Annotated in this window: 20 protein-coding genes, 1 tRNA gene and 2 pseudogenes; 10 read left to right on the top strand and 13 right to left on the bottom strand. The window is 36.6% G+C overall.

Features of this window, described 5'->3' with window-relative positions; all coding sequences use genetic code 11:
• Together RHABOEDO_RS00700 and RHABOEDO_RS00695 are read right to left on the bottom strand one after the other, a co-directional pair.
• A complete protein-coding gene (locus RHABOEDO_RS00700; protein ID WP_215216407.1) occupies window positions 1–2295 on the bottom strand; it encodes a type II secretion system protein GspD in 2295 nt (764 codons plus the stop codon).
• On the bottom strand, window positions 2292–3545 hold the full coding sequence (locus tag RHABOEDO_RS00695; protein ID WP_215216406.1) for a hypothetical protein: 1254 nt from the start codon (window positions 3543–3545) through the stop codon (window positions 2292–2294). The genes RHABOEDO_RS00700 and RHABOEDO_RS00695 overlap by 4 nt, the downstream gene beginning before the upstream one ends.
• A 164-nt stretch (window positions 3546–3709) precedes the next feature.
• Here RHABOEDO_RS00695 and RHABOEDO_RS00690 point away from each other — a divergent pair, with 164 nt between their 5' ends.
• On the top strand, window positions 3710–4096 hold the full coding sequence (locus RHABOEDO_RS00690; protein ID WP_215216405.1) for a hypothetical protein: 387 nt from the start codon (window positions 3710–3712) through the stop codon (window positions 4094–4096).
• 5 nt (window positions 4097–4101) lie between these two features.
• Here the strand turns inward: RHABOEDO_RS00690 and RHABOEDO_RS00685 are convergent, their stop codons facing one another.
• Genes RHABOEDO_RS00685 through RHABOEDO_RS00675 form a run of 3 tightly spaced genes read right to left on the bottom strand, consistent with a single transcriptional unit; the run spans window position 4102 to window position 6881 of the window.
• A complete protein-coding gene (locus tag RHABOEDO_RS00685) occupies window positions 4102–4863 on the bottom strand; it encodes a hypothetical protein (RefSeq protein ID WP_215216404.1) in 762 nt (253 codons plus the stop codon).
• 21 nt (window positions 4864–4884) lie between these two features.
• Window positions 4885–5964: a glycosyltransferase family 4 protein gene (locus RHABOEDO_RS00680; RefSeq protein ID WP_215216403.1), complete on the bottom strand. Its 1080-nt coding sequence runs from the start codon at window positions 5962–5964 to the stop codon at window positions 4885–4887.
• Window positions 5961–6881 (bottom strand): A/G-specific adenine glycosylase, encoded by a 921-nt coding sequence (locus tag RHABOEDO_RS00675; protein WP_220017652.1) that lies wholly within the window; start codon window positions 6879–6881, stop codon window positions 5961–5963. The genes RHABOEDO_RS00680 and RHABOEDO_RS00675 overlap by 4 nt, the downstream gene beginning before the upstream one ends.
• 233 nt (window positions 6882–7114) lie before the next feature.
• Here RHABOEDO_RS00675 and RHABOEDO_RS00670 point away from each other — a divergent pair, with 233 nt between their 5' ends.
• The 3 genes from RHABOEDO_RS00670 to RHABOEDO_RS00660 all read left to right on the top strand — a co-directional run bounded on the left by RHABOEDO_RS00670 (window position 7115) and on the right by RHABOEDO_RS00660 (window position 9713).
• On the top strand, window positions 7115–7561 hold the full coding sequence (locus RHABOEDO_RS00670; protein ID WP_215216401.1) for a hypothetical protein: 447 nt from the start codon (window positions 7115–7117) through the stop codon (window positions 7559–7561).
• Between the two features lie 705 nt (window positions 7562–8266).
• Window positions 8267–8467 (top strand): hypothetical protein, encoded by a 201-nt coding sequence (locus RHABOEDO_RS00665; protein WP_215216400.1) that lies wholly within the window; start codon window positions 8267–8269, stop codon window positions 8465–8467.
• Window positions 8468–8651: 184 nt separating this feature from the next.
• Entirely contained in the window at window positions 8652–9713 is a 1062-nt protein-coding gene (locus RHABOEDO_RS00660) for a CDP-glycerol glycerophosphotransferase family protein (RefSeq protein WP_215216399.1), read from the top strand.
• Between the two features lie 20 nt (window positions 9714–9733).
• Here RHABOEDO_RS00660 and RHABOEDO_RS00655 read toward each other — a convergent pair whose 3' ends face one another.
• From RHABOEDO_RS00655 to RHABOEDO_RS11645, 4 genes and pseudogenes are all read right to left on the bottom strand, one after another.
• Entirely contained in the window at window positions 9734–9883 is a 150-nt protein-coding gene (locus RHABOEDO_RS00655; RefSeq protein ID WP_215216398.1) for a hypothetical protein, read from the bottom strand.
• A 132-nt stretch (window positions 9884–10015) separates the two neighbouring features.
• On the bottom strand, window positions 10016–10990 hold the full coding sequence (locus tag RHABOEDO_RS00650; protein WP_220017651.1) for a rod shape-determining protein MreC: 975 nt from the start codon (window positions 10988–10990) through the stop codon (window positions 10016–10018).
• A 152-nt stretch (window positions 10991–11142) separates the two neighbouring features.
• A complete protein-coding gene (locus RHABOEDO_RS00645) occupies window positions 11143–12324 on the bottom strand; it encodes an amino acid aminotransferase (protein WP_215216396.1) in 1182 nt (393 codons plus the stop codon).
• A 209-nt stretch (window positions 12325–12533) separates the two neighbouring features.
• Window positions 12534–12961: pseudogene (locus tag RHABOEDO_RS11645) on the bottom strand (IS3 family transposase); the annotation flags it as partial.
• Between the two features lie 791 nt (window positions 12962–13752).
• Here RHABOEDO_RS11645 and RHABOEDO_RS00630 point away from each other — a divergent pair.
• From RHABOEDO_RS00630 to RHABOEDO_RS00620, 3 genes are all read left to right on the top strand, one after another.
• Window positions 13753–13825, top strand: a tRNA-Ala gene (locus tag RHABOEDO_RS00630).
• Between the two features lie 78 nt (window positions 13826–13903).
• Complete coding sequence (locus tag RHABOEDO_RS00625) at window positions 13904–14092, top strand: hypothetical protein (protein WP_215216394.1); 189 nt, start codon at window positions 13904–13906, stop codon at window positions 14090–14092.
• Window positions 14093–14114: 22 nt separating this feature from the next.
• Window positions 14115–14324 carry a transposase gene (locus RHABOEDO_RS00620; protein WP_215216434.1) on the top strand — a complete coding sequence of 70 codons (210 nt, stop codon included), beginning with the start codon at window positions 14115–14117 and terminating at the stop codon, window positions 14322–14324.
• A gap of 387 nt (window positions 14325–14711) precedes the next feature.
• Here the strand turns inward: RHABOEDO_RS00620 and RHABOEDO_RS00615 are convergent, their stop codons facing one another.
• Together RHABOEDO_RS00615 and RHABOEDO_RS00610 are read right to left on the bottom strand one after the other, a co-directional pair.
• A complete protein-coding gene (locus RHABOEDO_RS00615) occupies window positions 14712–15227 on the bottom strand; it encodes a transposase (RefSeq protein WP_215216393.1) in 516 nt (171 codons plus the stop codon).
• Window positions 15184–15537: a transposase gene (locus RHABOEDO_RS00610; protein ID WP_215217041.1), complete on the bottom strand. Its 354-nt coding sequence runs from the start codon at window positions 15535–15537 to the stop codon at window positions 15184–15186. Before RHABOEDO_RS00610 ends, RHABOEDO_RS00615 begins: the two co-directional genes overlap by 44 nt.
• A gap of 89 nt (window positions 15538–15626) precedes the next feature.
• Between RHABOEDO_RS00610 and RHABOEDO_RS11330 the strand changes: the two are divergent.
• Window positions 15627–15716 (top strand): annotated as a pseudogene (locus tag RHABOEDO_RS11330) (transposase); the annotation flags it as partial.
• A 130-nt stretch (window positions 15717–15846) separates the two neighbouring features.
• On the opposite strand, the gene RHABOEDO_RS00600 reads toward RHABOEDO_RS11330, so the two are convergent.
• Complete coding sequence (locus tag RHABOEDO_RS00600; RefSeq protein WP_215217785.1) at window positions 15847–16017, bottom strand: transposase family protein; 171 nt, start codon at window positions 16015–16017, stop codon at window positions 15847–15849.
• Window positions 16018–16088: 71 nt separating this feature from the next.
• On the opposite strand from RHABOEDO_RS00600, the gene RHABOEDO_RS00595 reads away from it, so the two are divergent.
• On the top strand, window positions 16089–16469 hold the full coding sequence (locus tag RHABOEDO_RS00595) for a hypothetical protein (RefSeq protein ID WP_215217786.1): 381 nt from the start codon (window positions 16089–16091) through the stop codon (window positions 16467–16469).
• 16 nt (window positions 16470–16485) lie between these two features.
• Here the strand turns inward: RHABOEDO_RS00595 and RHABOEDO_RS00590 are convergent, their stop codons facing one another.
• Window positions 16486–17499, bottom strand: a complete 1014-nt coding sequence (locus RHABOEDO_RS00590) for an IS30 family transposase (protein ID WP_215216525.1) — start codon at window positions 17497–17499, stop codon at window positions 16486–16488.
• 99 nt (window positions 17500–17598) lie between these two features.
• Between RHABOEDO_RS00590 and RHABOEDO_RS00585 the strand changes: the two genes are divergently transcribed.
• Complete coding sequence (locus RHABOEDO_RS00585; RefSeq protein ID WP_215216695.1) at window positions 17599–17931, top strand: hypothetical protein; 333 nt, start codon at window positions 17599–17601, stop codon at window positions 17929–17931.
• The last annotated feature ends 7 nt before the right edge of the window (window positions 17932–17938 follow it).

Genomic DNA, 17938 nt, shown 5'->3' with positions numbered 1-17938 from the left:
TTATTTCTCTATAAGGCAACTAAGCCCATTTTTGATCTTTTTATATCGAGCTTTTTCCTGTGCTTCTACTAAACAGTCCAAAAACTCAGGTTGATCTCCCGGTCTTTTTTGAAGCTCTTCATATAAAATTTGTTGCAATTGCTCCTTAGCATCTAAAATAATTTTTGGCGTGATGAAAATAAACATCTCTGTATCGTTGCTTCTAAGCTTAGTCGCTCCAAATAATTTCCCTAAACCGGGTATATCTCCTAGAAAAGGAATCTTTTCTTCTTTATCTTGAGAAGCTTTTCGTCGCAGTCCCCCTAAGATAATTGTTTGCCCATCTGCAATACATACCTCGTTTTCAATATGCCGTCTATTCACCAAAGGACGATCTTTATGTTCATCATGCCTTGTTGTATCAAAGGTAACATTGGTCTTTAAAGTAACAAATCCGGTTTCCTCCATGTTTACTTCATCTATAGAAGGTAGATGGATGGTGGGAACAAGAGTAATGACAATTCCATATTGAGCCCTGGAAAAAGATTTTTCAAACGCAGTCCCCTTATTAGTATCTAAAGGAGCTGCTCCATTATTAATCGAAATCTCCTCTACAATGGAAATGGTAGCGGGGGTTTGATTTACAGTGATAATAGAAGGCGCTGCATTGAGTTGAATATCGTCTTGTGACATTAAGAAACTATATGCTAAATCATAGGCTGGAAAATGTTTAGAGGAGTTATTGTGCAGAAGAAACTCCAATACTCCTGATCCGCTTGGTGCTACATTAGAGCTCCATTTCAAGACATTTTTTGTCCCTAACTTCAACAGGTTTATCCCTAGACTATTTTCACAATTGAGTTGTTTCTCGAACAATAGCACTTCAATTTGCACCATTTTTTTGGGAATATCCAAATTGCGTATGAGATTTTTGATTTTTCCTAAGGCATCACGGCGAACAACCATCAACAGAGTTCCTGTTTTAGGATCTGGAATAAAATGATCACTACCATAATCGATCCCAACCGTCGATAATGTGTTGGAATGAATCGGTTTTGGCGCCACTACAAGAGGAGGGACAGGAGGGTATCCATCGGGAGGCCTTTTAAAAGGAGATCCAGGAGCTGAGTAATTTAACTCTGCTTCTTTTTTAGTATCAGACGAAGCAGCTAGAAGAGAGGTATAAACCTTTTCTAACACCTGAGCTAAATCATTGGGACTGCTATGACGACAGGGATATAAATAAACAGTCATTTCAGCAGGGTTTTGTAACTGATCTTCTGTTTCGCGCACAACACGCTCTGCTTTATCCACTGCCTCTTTCCTACCAATAGCCACCAGAGAATTGCCTTGCAAAAGAGAGAAAATGGTAAGCCCTTCTTGTTCATTCTTATTCAAAGGAGTCCGGGTTTTCTCGATAGACTCGCTAAAAAAAGATTGCAGAATCTTTTCCATTTCTTTAACCGACATTTTAAGCACAGGAATCACACGAGAAACCCTCCCTTGCATCTGTCCCCATACGCTCTGATATAAGTGTAGGATCTTTTGTACCTCTTCTCGGTTAGACACAATGCCGATCTTGGGACCGATTTGATAAATAAAGGTTTGTTTAGGATCAGAGAACTTTTCAAAAAACTGCTTAATGCTTTTTATGTGTTCAATGGGGGGGGAAAAGACATAAAAAACGCGGCTGTGCTCTGGTGTTAAGAGCAGTTGTTCTAAAGAGGAGGCAATCCTTTCAATGCAAGCTGGTTCTTGCTTGAGTAAATAGAGCTGCCTAGCATAGGGATTTATATTCTTAATTCCAATCCCGTTATGAGAGAGAATAATCTCTAACACATCATTCCAAGATTCTCTTGGAATAGGGACATTAGAGTGCATATTTAACTTCATATTTGCCATTTCTGGAGGCACGATATAGAGGTAATCCAATGCACCATACTCCATAATTAAATGCGCAAGAGTGGTTTCTTCTTGATCCCAAAGAGCGTATCCTTCTTCCTCTTGCTTAGATTCTTTAATGACGATTTCTCGCCATTGTTTTTCTTGTGCCTGGATTTTTTGTTTCATCGTATTCACTTCAGCTAAAAGAGCCTGAAACCGTTCTTCATTAGCCTTAGTATCATATAGAGTTTGCACCTGGTGGTATCCCTCTTGTAATTGAGACCTTAAGAGATAAATCCGCTCATTGATCTCTTTTAATAAAACATCTGTTTTAGCAGAGGATGAATTCTCTTTTTGTAATAACTTATCGGATAAGGTCTGTCCTGAAAGGGTAATGGTCGCTAGACAGAAATAGAGAAGAACGTTCTTCATAGACACCCCTTAAGAGTAAAAGGTAACAAGAGAAAGGTTTTTTTTCTCGTTTTAGCTTCTTTTTTTTCCGTTTGAATAGGTAGTTGAATTTGTTGCATGTGCATTCTTGTTTCATCAAAAAGAGTTCCTTTCATAAAAGAGCAACCTTGCTCTTTTACAATTGCATCGAAAATAAATACTTCCGCTAGGAGACGATGATAGACATAATCCTCGATGTCTCTTGGTTTGTCCAACCGACACCATCCAGAAGAAGTTTTGAATAACCAGTCCCCTTGTTTTAAAAACAGTCTTTTCTTTCCTAAGCTACAACTCACCTGTGTGGCACTTCTCATACGAATCTTGGTAAAGGGGATTTCTAGCTTCATTTTTTTAAACTTTTTTTTCCGCAGAGGTACTTCGATCAAGCTGGAGCAAAAGCCTTTTTCATCCCAAACCTCTAATTGCATTTGCTCTGGAAGAAGTTTTTTCACTCGTGCTAGAGGGAGCCCTTGAGTTTTGGTGGTTAGAGAAGCAACTTGCCACTGTTGGTTTTTAAATACAAGAAGGTCTGCTTCCGAAACAAAACACGCATAGTTTTGCATTTGATTCACACACTTTAATGTGCCTTTCTTCTCCCATCCGGCAAACCTCGGGCCCCCATAATGCTGGATCAATAAATCAAAACTCAAATAGCTGCTATTTTGCAATTGTTGCATAAAGTCGTCGTTTTGCATTTGCAACAATCCTGAAGAAGAAGAAATAAATTCTGCATTTTGCTCTGTAGAGTGAAATTGTCGAGATACCTTTATTAAAATAGCCCCATTATTTAATAGAATAGGCTGAATCCAGAGCGCAGTCTTTTTTTCTGAGCGAACCAATCCCTCTTTACTCTCTTCTAGAAAAACCAGTTCCTCATTTTGTACAGTGAAAGGATTTTTTTCCTTATTCAAAGAAAAAGCCATGGAAACAGATGATTGCTGGTCTGGCCTAGTATTATAACCTAATACCAAAAGTTCATTAGCAATACGTCTAGCCCAACTAGAGGTGTGGTACTCATTTAAGGCTAAAGCAAAAGAGCCAATCAATTCATAGGGATGCAGGGGTATACGAACTTGACTTACCTCTTGCATCAACCGCGTTTTTACATCAGGTAGAGGATAAGAAAAAAAGAGTAAACCGCTTGATAAGGCAATTATACAAGCACATACTCCCATAATACAGTAATTAAAAAGACAGCGGATACTGTATTTAGCAGAAAGAAGAACAATCACAGTGCATTACCCTCTCATTCTTAGGAATGATCAAAAGTGTAGGAGATTGAGAAAATAAAAAAAAGATCAAATAAAGGAGCTCAGAAACCGGCAATAGGTTGCTAAAAAATTCGATTTACTATTTTAATGCAATTAATAAGGTTACTATTAACTAATGAGGTCGTATGGATGAAAATAAATCAAAAGAAGGAGTTTCTGTAAAAGAAATTGAAACATTCGCTAAACAACATCGTTTTGAGTTTTTTTTCTGTTTAGCTTTTGCACTAGCCTTTTTATTTGCGCTAATTATGTATTCTTGTGCCTGGTCTATAGGAGCTTCTGCTTTAGGAGGGATCTTAGGCGTTCTTTTCTTTAGAAAAGTTGCCTACTTTTCCAAAGCCGTTCTTAATTTTCTCTTTAGACAAGAAAAAACCACTCAATTCGTACTGGCAATTGTGGTTCTGGTCCTAGCTATCTTTTTACCACCTCTGATTTTTTTACTATTAGGTCTTCATGGAGGTAAAGATCTCTATCATTTAGCAAGAGAGATACAAGCTCAGCATCCTAAATAAGATCTTTATTCCAATTCTTTTTTTCTCTGCTTGATATAGTCAAGCAGGGAAAAGGACCCCGATTGAAAATTACGCGCAAGAGTAGCATAAGCTTTTGGATCATAGGTTTTAGCAGGTTCTTCTACCTTAGACCAACCAGCATTGCACAAAATTTCTTCCCATGCTGCTTTTTCTCCCTCTTTTGAACCTAATTCTCTTTCTAAGGCAGCAATTCTTATCAAGTTATAAGCATATAACAATCCGCCAGACCGTTTTTGCGAATCCATTTGTTCCCATAGAAAAGCGTCCTTTTCTAAATCGCTCTTTAACTGTTTTGCTTCTTCTAAAGCAACCATTAGCTTATCATCGGCGATTAATAGAGTTGTTTTAGAAAAACGGGTATAATAAGGAGAAATTAAGCCTTGAGCTCTCTCTAGAGCTTTTGTCATATAAGCTGTTGCTCTTTTCGTCTCCCCTATACTTAAAAGACGCTGTGCAATTAAACCTCCAAACTTAGTCTGTAGCTCTGGGTGTGAGCTGACTATTTTTTCTAGTTTATTAAAGGCCTGGGGATCTCGCCATTTAGCATACATAGCATTTGCTTCTTTATAAGCGGACGATCTGCTTTCGAACCTTCCAAACTGGTACATAACCAACATAGCGACAAAAATGCCAGAACAGGCATAAATAGCGATTTTAGATCGGTTTATCGAGCGATCTAAGAAAAAGATTTTTGCAAGAGCTAACCTGCCAAATGGCAAAGGATCTTCTAATTTAAGTTTTTTCATAATTTGAGTCAACCTTAACTTTCAAAGAAGCTTTTGATAAACAGCTTCCATTTGATCTAAAGTATGGGTAATCGTATATTTTTGTTCTACTAACATCTTTGCATTTTCCCCTAAGCGCTCTCTTAAAAGACGATCTTCTGCCATTTTTAGCACAGCTTGAGCTACTGCTTCTGGATCAGAAGAAGGAACTCTAAGACCGGTACTTCCGTGAATACATACCTCTGGCAAGCCACCTACACTAGTTGTAATCAGGGGCCGTTTAAAAAAAGCTGCTTGCAATGTGGCTTGAGAGATCCCCTCGTGAGCCACGCTTAAAAGCATGAAAATATCTAAAGCGCTAATGGCTGTATAAGGCGATTCTAAATGGCCTACGCAAATCACATTTTCTAATTTCATCTCACGAATCATCACCAGATACCTCTCTAAATACCCACCTCCGATTAAAATCCATTTGATCTGTTGATGATTCTTTAATAAATCAGCTGCTTTTAATAAATCGGGAATCCCTTTCCAAGAACGCAACACACAAGCTGTCCCCACTAAAATATCTGTAGGACTTAAACCTAGTTCCTTACGAAAAATAAGAGTATCTTGCACAGCATCAGCAATTTTTGGATTCACTCCTGTTGCAATGCACTGCATACGAGAAGGACTTAAATCAGCTTTTTCTTGCAGCAAAAGCAACACCGCAGAAGAAGTAGAAACCACAAAATCAGCAAGCTTATTATAAAGAATAAACCCATTTACCCCCCCTCGGATAGGAGTGGATAGATGGCGTGTTCGAATAACGGGCTTTTTGGACAGTTTTGCAGCAATCCCCGCTATCCAAGCATCCAAAGAGGAATGCGTATTGATCAAATCAACCCTCTCTTTTTTAAAAAACAACAACAACTTTCCCACGGTAAAAAAGAGAGCTTTCCATTTAAAACAAAATGTATGAACCACAAACCCTTTCTGCCTAGCGCGCTTTGCTAATTCACTACCAGAAGAGAGTGCAAAGAATACTGTATGACCTTTTTGTCTCATTCCTTCTGCTTCTGCTAGAATTCTCATCTCCTGTCCACCCCAGCCCATGGAACTTTCTGTATGAACGATTTTCATCTCATTCCTTCTATCTGTTGGATAATTTTTCTATGTCCTGCTGAAAAAGGAAACTTTGTCAGATCTTTTGTTAAAACCCATATGTAGTTGCTAAACATCTCTTTTCTCAAAGCCCTCCAAATAGAAGGAAACAAAGTTGCTTTGAAATGGGTAAAAGTATGATTTACAACGTTTAAGTGTTGTTGGTAAATGGCTTCTCTAGCAAGAAATGTAAGCAAGATCTCTTCCTGCGGTTTTTCTTTTTCAAAATAGGGAAACTCATATAAATCAGCCATCAAACCAGATCCTGTCTTTCTTAATAAAACACTATCCTGATACATGAGTACAATTACATTGCGATGTAGAAGCTCGACCTTTTTTTTAGGAGGTTTCTTAGGCAAGAGATGTTGACTCTTTAATTCTCTTGTTTTGCAACCCTCTTTTATAGGGCATTTTATACACTTAGCTACTTTGCCACAAACCAGAGAGCCCAATTCGATCAGAGCCTCCATACACACCCAAGGCTCAATTTCTGGTAAAAGGTTTTCCGTCTTGAGTTGTATAAGCTGCTTGGTCTCTGCCTTCGTAACATCCTCTTCTACATGATAATAACGTGCAAGCACACGTGTTACATTAGCATCAACAGCAGCGGCTTTTTGGTGAAAGGCAAAGCTTAAAAGAGCTCCTACGGTATAAGGGCCCAAGCCTTTAATTTTTTCTAATTCCTCTCTCTTATCCGGAATGACCCCCTTATATTTTTTGAGTATATATTTTGCAGCTAAATGTAAATTTCTTGCCCGATTGTAATAACCTAATCCTTCCCAGGCTTTAATCACCTCCTCTTGAGGAGCTAAGGCCAACGCTTTCACATTGGGGAATAAAATCATCCAGCGCTCAAAATACCCTTCCACAACTTTGGCCCTTGTTTGCTGCAGCATAACCTCTGAGATCCAAACAGCATAAGACGTTGGGCTTACCCTCCAGGCAAAATCCCTCTTTTGTTCCAAAAACCACTTTTTTAAAGCTTCTATATCCACAATGACACAAATAATTACAAATTTTTAAACATCTAAACCCTTAAAAGATAATCATTCTATAAATTAAGCAATTAGTTGATCTAGTATATTTTTAGCATTTCCATTATTTAGTAGAATAAAGGAGCTTATAACATATGGCGTCGCAAAAAAATTGGAATCAGCTACACGACGAGATTAAGGTCAATCTGCGAAAAGAGGTATACTTAATGCGAGAGCTGCTGGCAAATCTACATCAAGAAGCACTAGATAAAGAGCATTCTACACAAATTATGCAACAGCGCCAATCCCTCCTAGAACGCTTAAATCAAGCGCGTGAGCTTAGGTTGGTTGCTACCCAAAAACTGGAAACCCTCATAGGCCCAAGCAATAAAGACCTGAAATTAGAGCAGATTATGCCCCTTGACGATGAACAGACAACAGAGGTTTTAAGTTTAAACGATCAGCTAGGAGCATTGACAAAAAAAATGAATCAACAGAACATTGACAATCAAAGCAGCCTTAAAGAAGAGCGTCGTTTAAAGCCGAAACCCCCTAGAAAGAAAACAGCTATTGCAACTGAAGAGAAAAATACACCGCAATAGTACTTAAACAAAAAGAACTTTTATAACCCCTGCTTGTACAAAACATCTGATCGATTCTCTGCTAAGAGAACATTTTCTATTAGGGAAAGTTTTGAGAAAAAAATTGGACTAAAGCGTTTTCTTTTGTCCCATCGATAAAACTTTTTGGACGATTGGAAATTACATCCAGAAATTTGCTTCCACACGCAAGACGTTTCTAAGTAGATCTCCTGGAAAGAAGTCTTCTTTAGCTAACTGATGAAAGTAGACGAGCTAAATTTTAGAAGTAGCTTTTACACAATTAATTCGATCTGTTGGTAAATGGGATCAGCTGTTTGAACCTCCCTGAACAAGCAACCTTGTCGGATGCTGAATTTGTAGATAGCATATTAACAGAAGTAAAACAAATCATTAAAAACCTGAAATAACTTTAATCCCAAGAAACACCGGAGATTTTATGAGTTTTTCTCCACTCAAACAGGAAAAGGAGCAACTATCTTTCCATCAAGAGCATTCTTTGTAGGCTCCTTTTTTCCTTATTGAGGATCAAACTCAAACTTTAATTAGAAACCGCAACTCTCATAAAGAAATCTCATAGATTTTTTTAACTTTCTGTTAAAATACTTTCTTGTTATCGTATAGCATCTTTTTAATCGTAGTTGTTCCATAATGTATTTCTTATCATAGAAAAACTAGAAAGCATTATTGGGAAACGAAAGGAAACAAATGAAAAAGAAGAAGAAAAAAGACAAAATAAAGACTCCCCCAACAAAGCAAAGACCTATGCAGAATTTAGGTGATTTACTCGATGAAGCAAAATACGGCGAGTTAACAACTGAAGAACTTATTTATGTAGTGGAAAAAATCAAAGCGTCCAAACCGGGTGATAATATAGTGGTTCCGATTCAATCGCATAGAAAAATATAGGATTAACGACAAGTTTCAAGTCGTTGACTTGAATCCCATTAAGCTAGCTGTTTGAATTGGCACTACTATATATGATTCTTGCTGTCCTATTTGGGAAGAGATTTTTCAGATCATAGAGCCGGATAAAGAAATAAAATGAACCTATGGATCTCTGTCAATAATGTGCTATCTTAAGGACAAAAACATGCATCCTTCTTCCGCCGGCCTCATTTATGGGCCAGAGACCCATCATCTGGATCATTTAGCTCCTCTATGCGCTATTTTAGGAATTCCTTTAATTGTTACAGAAAAGCTAATCTTAAAACAAGCGCAAGAGATCTACCCATTTACGGATACGCTCTACCTTGATTGTTTAGAACTTCCTTTTTTTCTAACAAAAAATTATCGATTTGTGTTTTCTTGCTTTTCGCGTATTATGCTCAAGGAACTTCTCTTCCTTGCAGAACTGCTTTCTAAAAAAAAGATCCATACCATTTGGTGCCCTCATGGAAACTCTGATAAAGGAAATATAAAGCCTTATGTAGAAGCGCTGTGCCAAGAAAACTTGCTTTTAGTATACGGGCAGCAAATGATTGATTTTTTTAACCGTTACAACCTAATTAAACCCTATGTGACCACAGGTAATTTCCGTTATCAATTCTATATGCAACATAAAGACTGGTATGATACCTATGTGACAAAAAAAATTCTCCTGGAACAGAAAAAAACCATTCTATATGCCCCTACTTGGCAAGACTATGAAAAATCTAGCTCGTTTTTTTCAGCGATTGATCTTTTAATTGAACAAAAACCAGACAAATACACACTACTCATTAAACCTCATCCCAATTTAAAATTACAACATCTTTTTCTTGTAGAAGAGCTAGAGGAAAAATGCAAAACCATCACCGGTGTGTATTTTATTTCAGATCCAATACCCATTTATCCTTTATTAAAGCATTGCGATTTATACATTGGCGATCGCTCTTCTATTGGGTATGATTTTTTATATGTGAACAGACCTATGTTTTTTTTAAATCAGAACGATCTAAAAGAACCTCTAAGCACATATCTTTTTCGCTGTGGTCAAACCATTTTGCCTCAGCACTACCCTAACATTTATTCTTTGATAGATCATGAGCAGCAAGAGCTTACACCCATTAGAGAAGAAGTGTATCAATATGCTTTTGCCTCTTGCTCATGCCTTAAACAGCTAAAAAAAACCATTTTCTATGCATTAGATGGGATTAAAGACCATCAGATGTAACCGATGGTCTTCTACTTTAGCTATCTACATTCTGAGACAGGAGCTTGCTCTTGTTTATCTTCTTGTGAAACAATCTCTGTGCCAGACGGCTCATTACTATCCTCTTCTGCAAATGCTACGCCATATAAAGAAACCACAGCCGCTAGTAAAAACCAAATGCTCTTTCTCATAATATAAGCTCCTTATGTTTTAAGTTTTTTTCAAGCAATGCAAGACATAATGCCTTAATTCTCATTGTCTAGATTTTTAATAATTTTTACTTTTTTTGCAATGTTTTTTATTGAAATAAAGAACGGTTGTAGCTATTTCAAGGCAGGAAGAACGCATACAAAATTGAGCTCATCAAAACTTCCAGCGGTTGCTATAGCTTCTAAATGATAAAAACATTGACCCTCTTGTAGAATATCTACTCTGGAAACAATTCCAGCATACAGTCCTGCAGGAAAAACACCGTCTAATCCTGTTGTGATTAAAAGATCTCCCACATTTAATAAAGCAATAGAGGGCAGCCTAGAACCTTTTTCATAGGTAAGACCAGAGCGTAAATCTCGAGCAAATCCTTCTTGATCTGAAAAGTCATAGTTAAAACCTGTTCCTTTTAGGAAAGATCCACAGGAGCGCCACAAAGGGCGCCCTGTTCCCTGTAATTCACCTTTGGCCAAATAGATATTTTGATTCACAGGAATGAATTGAGCTTTGAGCCGAGCAAGAGCTGAAATTGCTTCCTGTACCTCTTGAGAGCAAGAGCTATTTTGATTTTTTTCCAAGGAAAATAGCAATGCATTGAGTTGTTCGAGTAAAAAATGGTCCTGTTGTTTTCCTCTAACAGCTCTTACTGCAATGGTAAGACGATTATCGGTAATTAAGCGTACGCGGCTTTGTGTTTTATGGATGAGATCAACCACTCCTACCACAGAATTACCGATTATAACAGGGCTGTTTTTAGCAATCACCCCCTCCTGTAAATTTTTATTATCGGCTTCTCCTACATTTATCCAAACATAGTTGCTCCAACTTCCAGGTTCACGAAAGATGACCTTAGCAGGAATTGCTTTAGATTTTAGCTGTAAAATCTTCATAATTTCTTCGCGGCGACGACGCAAAAACAATTTTTCCTTTTCTTCAGAACTTGCGCTGTTCATAGATTTGAGCAAATCTATTTGTTCGTTTATGCGATCTTCTGATAAAAGCCATTCCCGAATATGATCAACTTGCAAATGAAGTAAGTAATTCTCTTGTCTGAGCGTTTCTAATTCTTGTTTCGCAACAGATGACATGGAAAGATGAAGAGGGTGGGTTAATAAATAGATGCGCTCCCACAAACAGGAGAAAGCACAGATTGTCATCTGACGCAACACAAGAGATCTACCTGGAGAGAAAGAAAACAGTACAAAAAAAATTCCAGTGAGAAATATATAAGAACGATAATTTATTCTTCGCATATAACATCTAATAAAGATTGTGCTACATATTTTACATTACCTGCATTTAAACCACAGAAATTCATTCTACCATTTGCTGTCATATAGATCGCATATTCTTCTTGTAATTGTTTAACTTGGGAGTGATTCAGTCCGCTTAATCCAAACATTCCTAACCCTTGTTTTAAAAATAGATGTTTTTTTAAATAAGCACATAGAGAATGGCGCATTTGATTCATTCTTTTACGCATAGAAAAAAGCTCTAATTCCCACTCTTTTTTTAAATTGCTACTTAAGATATGTGTTACAATTTGCGCTCCATACTTAGGAGGATTAGAGTAGTTTGTGCGTATAATCTTTTTTAACTGACTGATGACGTTTTCTTTTACAGAACAACTTTCAACAAGAATCCATAGAGCTCCTACTCTTTCTGCATAGAGACCAAAATTTTTAGAACAGGAAAAAGCAACAAGCATTTCCATTCCTTCTTCTGCAAACAGTCTAATCATTGCACGATCTTTTTGTATAGATTCTCCTAATCCTAGATAGGCACAGTCGAACAAAGGGATGATTTTCTTATCTTGACATACCTTAAGCAAGATCTTGGATTGGGCGGGGGTTAGATCCATCCCTGTTGGATTATGACAGCACGCGTGTAGCACCAAGATACTTTTTTCTTCAATAAGAGAGAGAAATTGCATGAGTTTTTCAAACTCTATGCAACGGTTAGATTTGTCATAATAAGGATATGAATAGACCTGTAAACCACAATTCCTAAAGATCCCTTGATGATTGGGCCAAGTAGGATTAGAAACATAAACCTTAGAAGAGAGTTCTTGTTTTAAGAAAATACCTGCTAACTTTAGAGCTCCTGTTCCTCCAATTGCTTGCACAGCAACTAATCTCTCTTGATGAGCAGAAAAAAAATTAGCGCCAAATACCAATTGTCCAACTGCCTTAAGAAAAAGAGGATCTCCTTCAATCGGAAGATAGGTCTTTGTTTTTTCATTCTTCAATAAATATTTTTGTGCTTTTTCAACACTTGGCAAAATCTCTGCAAGCAAATTTTCATTTTTATAAACCCCTACTCCTAAGTCTACTTTATTTTTACGTATATCTGCTTGATAGCTAGTATTTAACTGAAAAATAGAGTCGGGTAGTAATAGTGTTACTTGGTCAAATACCCCCATAATTCTGCTCCTTTTTTTGCATTGTATGCACAGGGGCTTTTTTGAAAATACAATAAAAAACAAAGTTCTTATCTAAAACATTCCTATTTTAATTTGATCAAAATTAACTATTAAAATAAAACTTTTATTTCTTTCTATAAAAGTCCGATCTTGTCACCTTTTTTTAGACAGCAAGAACACAAATACTTTGCTGATTCATCCATCTTGTTTCAAATTCTTGAAAAGACATACCCTAAAGTAGAATGAGGCCTCTTTTTGTTGTAAAACACTTCTATATATTCAAATAAACTATCCATAGCTTCTTCTTTTGTTTTAAATTTACAAAAGTTAGCATGCGCTGTTTTTAAGCTGTGAAAAAAGCTCTCTACAATCGTAACAGTTTCCTTTGCTACTCATACTTAAAATAATTTCATGTTGATCGGTTTTTCTCTTGAAATCTTCACTTGCATATTGAGAACCACGATCAGAATAGCTTGCTGTAATGCACGTTTAACAAGATCCGTTCGGATCCTGCTACCATAGAGAATCCAACAATTTTTCTTGAAAACAGATCTAGCACAACTGCTAAATATAGCCATCCTTCACGAGTCGCTATGTAACTGATATCTGACACCCAAGGTTGATTCGGAGCACCTACTGTAAAGTTTTGATTTACATAAGTTAGGAACTATTTCTTTATGCATTTTAGCTACAGCTGTCTTTTTCCATACCTTATATGTTTTAGCTTGTATCCCCTATGCTCTCATGATTTTTGCTATTCTTCTACGAGAATAAATCACACCCTCTTTTTTTAGTTCGGCGTGAATTCTTGAGATAGATCGACTACGCTCATGCATGCTTTTTTACTGGGCTTTCTACGAACAAAGCAATAAAAATTGCTTCTAGACACCTCTAAAAGTTTTGCCATCTTCTTCACTCTACACTTGTAATGCTGCTTTTTCATGAACTCTAATTTGCTTTTCTTGGTCGTGAGAAGATAGCCATAGCCTTTTTTAAGATATCTCTTTCCTGTTTCCTATCTGCTAATTCTTTGCGAAGGCGATACATCTCTTCATTGCAGGGTTTGATCTCGCCTGATCCAGGAAAACTCTTTTCTCCTTGTTCTTTAAATTCTTGAATTCACCCGGCTAAAGTTTCCATAGGAACTTCAAAATCACGGAATATCGATGTCATGGATTTCCCGCTTTCTTTATATTGCTTTACTATATTTAACTTAAAATTCTCGATCATATTTTTTTTGCTTTCTCATAAGAACCTCTTTAATAAATTTGTTTTAATTTATTCGGGTTCTTCATGTCCCATTTATTTTAGCAGGATCACAAGAGATCTAATCTATTTATGCAATGTTGGAAAGAAGCAGCTAAAACTTTAGAGATTTAATTTAGCTTGAAAATAGTCAGAAATCGTAGTATCTTAAAGGACTTTTAAGGGGCGTTAGCTCAATTGGTAGAGCGCAACAATGGCATTGTTGAGGTCAGCGGTTCGATTCCGCTACGCTCCACATCACCAGAGACATTTTCAGAAATGATTATGTCTTCGGTTTTTTTTGTAAACCTTTGTTTTGCTGATTCCTGGAAAAGTGAATGAGGAAGCAAAAAAGCTTTTTTCGCAAGAATTACAAAAACTAGAAAAAGAACTCGCTCAAATAGATCAACTGCTTTATCTAGATGGGGTTCATCCTCAACACAATTCGAAACCCTCTTATGGATGGTATGAAAAAGGATCTAAAGTATCCTTTTGCACAAAGAGTCGTGGTTATATGCGATAATGCTGCCTAATATAGGTCAAAAATCGTCGCAAATTACCTAAACACATCCAGAGTAGAAATCAAATTCTTGCCTCCTTATTCTCCCGATCTCAATCTAATTGAACGCCTTTGGCGATTCATGAATAAAAAAGTTCGCAATAATCGATATTATGAAAAATTCTTAGATTTCAAGACGGCAATTTATGCCTTTTTTGAAAATATTCCTAAATATCGGGAAGAACTGCAGCAATAAATTTGTTTTAATTTATTCGGGTTCTTCATGTCCAATTTATTGTAGCAAGATCATATTTGTCCCATAATGTTTCCTTTGATGCTAAATGTTTATAGTATACACCATTATACTTTGGGACTAAACATGTAGCCTATTTCAGGTAATTATACAATTTGCAGTTTTCAAATTCTGCATATCTTTCTTTTGCTCTATAAAATAATTTAAATTATAAAAAAATTAATATAAATTCAATAGAATATCAATTAGTTTATTATTTAAACACAATTATGTTAAAATAAATAATATAAAAACACCTCACTTAATAAGTAATAGTAATACTTAAAAACAAAGGTTAATTATGCAAGAGTTTGAAAAGGCCTCTTTAAATGAACCTATCTTGAATTAAATTTACTGTTTTAAAGATACTTGCCGACTTAAGAAATTCATCCAATATCCCAGTAGTCCAAACATTAATAGTCCGTTCCAATATATTGCCTTTCTTTCCCAGCGCACTGTAAGACGACGGAAGCATGTCTTTAACCAAGAAATCGTTCTCTCAACGACCCAACGTTGCTTTTCAAGGTAGCAAATGCCTTTTATCTTATATCCCTTAGTGTTTCTTTTCCGAGCTATCAGAGGAAAAACCTCATGGGAAAGAACATCGATACGTGTTTGCTCTGAGTCATAACCTTTATCTGCTTCAAGTATGGGTACTTTTCCCTGATTCCATGCTTTTTTAATGAAGGGAATGACTTTCCTAAGCAGAGGGATCACTTGTTTTTTCTCATCCCCGGATGCTGATGTAAAAGTGATTGCAAGAGGCTTTCCTGATTTTTCTACCAGTAAATGCGATGTCACGCCTTTACCTTTGTAGCCATAATCAACTTGCTCTCCTCCTCCGCGTCCGCTGGAAAAAAAAACCATCTACAGAGAGTCTCTGGGCATCAATACACCCCAGCTGTTCGGCAAGCTTAAGCAGCTCTTCTAAAAATTGATCTAAAAATCCAGCAGATTGCATTCTTCCAAGCCATGCGTGTGCTGTTGAGGGATGAGAAAACTCCTTGTTTCTAGGTGCATCTTTCCAAGGAGCTCCTGTCCGAAGCACCCAGAAAATAGTATTCACTACAGGTCTCCATGGCGCTAATTTTCTTCCATAATGGTTACGATTTACCCATTTTTCCATTTGAGGTTCGAGTATTTTAAACTGTTCTTCATTTAATCCTTGCTTGCTCATGTCATCTGTCTTTAGTTAAAAAATAAAAAGATCTGGTATCATAGCGAAAATTTATATTCAATTCAAGATAGGTTCATGCGAGATCAAAAAAAAATAAAAAACTAGAAGAGTTTCTGATGTCTTCTAGGATTAAAGTGCACTATCTCCCTCCTTATTCGCCGAATTTGAATCCTAGTTGAACGCTCAGGGCTTACGCATGAAGAATTTCCTTTGCACCTACCAGATCTAATAAATAATCTTTACGACATGATGCAATGAAGCGCCGTTTACGTAAACTGACCTTGCTTGTCTTATCTTTTTGTAAAAGATTTAAAGTAGCCCCAAGCTAAAGCCCATGTAATCATCTTGTCCACATAGCATGGCTAGGATAGATGTGCTGATAATATCATGAAGGCTATATAGTTGATTGCGCGCCTTTCTTGGGTCTGGTAATTTCGAAAAATGCATCATAATAGATGAAGAATGAATGAATCCTTCCATTTTATACTCCTTATGAAAAAGGAGCCAGAATCATTTTTTATCTCTCAATTATCAAGCAAAATCTTCATGCGTTGGCCCTGGTTGAACGCTTGTGGAAGATCTTAAGGGAAAAGACGGTATACAATCGATATTACGAAACGTCGGTGAATTTTTTTCAGGCAATTAGAGGATTCTTCTTAGAAGAGATACCGAAACTAACAGATGTTTTGAAATATAGGATTAACGACAAGTTTCAAGTCGTTAACTTGAAACTTGTCGTTAATCCTATATTTTTCTATTTGAATCGGAACCACTATAATACAATCTTGTTATCTATAAGCTACTCTTATGCCCAATTTTTAAGACTTCTTATAGTTTTTTTTTACTTACTGTTAAAATACTTATTTGTTACACTACAACATCTTTTTAACCGGGCCCTTTCAACCTTGAAGTGCACAAAAAAGAACATATAAATACTTGAAAAAACATCTATTGTGCACCCGAGCATAGCATGTTTGTAGATAATCTCGTAAACACTTCTAGTGGAGTTTCGAAGTTGAGAGCCTTTCTAGGTCTGTTATTTAGTAAAGTTTCCACCCTTTCTATATCCTTGGAAGTCGTATCTAAAAAGCTTTGTGTTTTAGGAAAATATTGCCTAACTAGTCCGTTTGTATGCTCATTTAAGCCTCTTTCCCAAGAATGGTAGGGCGTTGCAAAGTAGAAGTCTGTCTCTAGCTCGAAACTAACCATTTGGTGATAGGCAAATTCTTTTCCGTTGTCTGCTGTTAATGTGTGTACAAAATCTTTGATAGGTTTAAGTTGTTCAATTAACGCTTGACTTACTTCCTCTGCAGTTTTATGAGAAACTTTGGCGAGCTTAGTTAGCTTGGAAGTTCTTTCTACCATTGATACAATTACGCCTTTATGTCCTGCCCCTATGACTGTATCTAGTTCCCAGTCTCCTAAACGAGTCTTTTTTTCTACAATACAAGGCCGTTGCTTAATATCTATACGACCAGGCATGTTCCCTCTTCCAGAAGCTCCCTTTCTCTGCTTGTTATATTTTTTCCCTCGATGACGGAGCTCTCTATAAAGCTGTCCTCCCTGTCGTTTATCTTTCCAGATATGATTATAGATGGTCTCATGACTAACATGTTCTTTACCATGTCTTTTAAGCCATCCGGATATTTGTATAGGGCTCCATTGCAACTTGATTTTTTCTTCAATACGGGTAACTATTTGAGGAGTCATTTTTTTATTGGGCTGAGAATTTTTTCTAAGAAATGCTTTTTCTTGAGCTTGCTGATGACGGTATCCTCGTTGCCCTTTATTTCTCTTAAGTTCCCTACTAATAGTGCTATGATGAACTTTTAGAATGTTTGCTATTGAGCTAGATGTATCTCCTCTAGCTTTTAAAATATAAATCTGACATCTTTGGTCATAGGTTAGGTGATGGTAGCCTTTAGGCAAGGTCTCTCCTTGTGTTTGATTGTTAAAAATCACAATAGAGATTCTTTCATCGCCTGCCTATTCTTTTTTTAATTCTTCTGTGCACTTCAAACTTGAAAAGACTCCGTATTAAATCTAAACTTAGGAGTTTTTATGTCATCACCAGTAGGAAACGCAGTATCAAGACACGTTGGATTTGAAAATTTTTTGAAAGAACAAGCAAATACAGAAGCTAAAAAATATACCGCTCCGGCTAAAAATGCTTTAGGGGCATATTCAGATGCTTCTATTGAAAAATCTCACTCTTGCAGTAAAAACATCTTTGCAAAAACTTTTTCATCTACTGCTGCAGATATTATGGCTAAATCTATTGATATAGCTAAGCCTATTAGCAAACAAGCTGCTCAAACATCAATTCATACAAGTATAGATCTGACAACATCAGCGTTGGTTAATAAGACAGTTAATTGGATTACGAAACATTAAAAATTAA

Source organism: Candidatus Rhabdochlamydia oedothoracis, assembly GCF_019453995.1.
Taxonomy (GTDB): Bacteria; Chlamydiota; Chlamydiia; order Chlamydiales; family Rhabdochlamydiaceae; genus Rhabdochlamydia; species Rhabdochlamydia oedothoracis.
The sequence above is the reverse complement of the archived record's forward strand: the minus strand, read 5'-3'. Positions and strand labels throughout refer to the sequence as shown.

What these genes read in the sequence shown, in the direction of transcription:
- RHABOEDO_RS00700 (WP_215216407.1), bottom strand. Translation starts at nt 2,295, where the DNA reads ATGAAGAACGTTCTTCTCTATTTCTGTCTAGCGACCATTACCCTTTCA.
- RHABOEDO_RS00690 (WP_215216405.1), top strand. Translation starts at nt 3,710, where the DNA reads ATGGATGAAAATAAATCAAAAGAAGGAGTTTCTGTAAAAGAAATTGAA.
- RHABOEDO_RS00685 (WP_215216404.1), bottom strand. Translation starts at nt 4,863, where the DNA reads ATGAAAAAACTTAAATTAGAAGATCCTTTGCCATTTGGCAGGTTAGCT.
- RHABOEDO_RS00680 (WP_215216403.1), bottom strand. Translation starts at nt 5,964, where the DNA reads ATGAAAATCGTTCATACAGAAAGTTCCATGGGCTGGGGTGGACAGGAG.
- RHABOEDO_RS00675 (WP_220017652.1), bottom strand. Translation starts at nt 6,881, where the DNA reads ATGCTGCAGCAAACAAGGGCCAAAGTTGTGGAAGGGTATTTTGAGCGC.
- RHABOEDO_RS00670 (WP_215216401.1), top strand. Translation starts at nt 7,115, where the DNA reads ATGGCGTCGCAAAAAAATTGGAATCAGCTACACGACGAGATTAAGGTC.
- RHABOEDO_RS00665 (WP_215216400.1), top strand. Translation starts at nt 8,267, where the DNA reads ATGAAAAAGAAGAAGAAAAAAGACAAAATAAAGACTCCCCCAACAAAG.
- RHABOEDO_RS00660 (WP_215216399.1), top strand. Translation starts at nt 8,652, where the DNA reads ATGCATCCTTCTTCCGCCGGCCTCATTTATGGGCCAGAGACCCATCAT.
- RHABOEDO_RS00655 (WP_215216398.1), bottom strand. Translation starts at nt 9,883, where the DNA reads ATGAGAAAGAGCATTTGGTTTTTACTAGCGGCTGTGGTTTCTTTATAT.
- RHABOEDO_RS00650 (WP_220017651.1), bottom strand. Translation starts at nt 10,990, where the DNA reads ATGTCATCTGTTGCGAAACAAGAATTAGAAACGCTCAGACAAGAGAAT.
- RHABOEDO_RS00645 (WP_215216396.1), bottom strand. Translation starts at nt 12,324, where the DNA reads ATGGGGGTATTTGACCAAGTAACACTATTACTACCCGACTCTATTTTT.
- RHABOEDO_RS00615 (WP_215216393.1), bottom strand. Translation starts at nt 15,227, where the DNA reads ATGGTTTTTTTTTCCAGCGGACGCGGAGGAGGAGAGCAAGTTGATTAT.
- RHABOEDO_RS00610 (WP_215217041.1), bottom strand. Translation starts at nt 15,537, where the DNA reads ATGAGCAAGCAAGGATTAAATGAAGAACAGTTTAAAATACTCGAACCT.
- RHABOEDO_RS00600 (WP_215217785.1), bottom strand. Translation starts at nt 16,017, where the DNA reads ATGGAAGGATTCATTCATTCTTCATCTATTATGATGCATTTTTCGAAA.
- RHABOEDO_RS00585 (WP_215216695.1), top strand. Translation starts at nt 17,599, where the DNA reads ATGTCATCACCAGTAGGAAACGCAGTATCAAGACACGTTGGATTTGAA.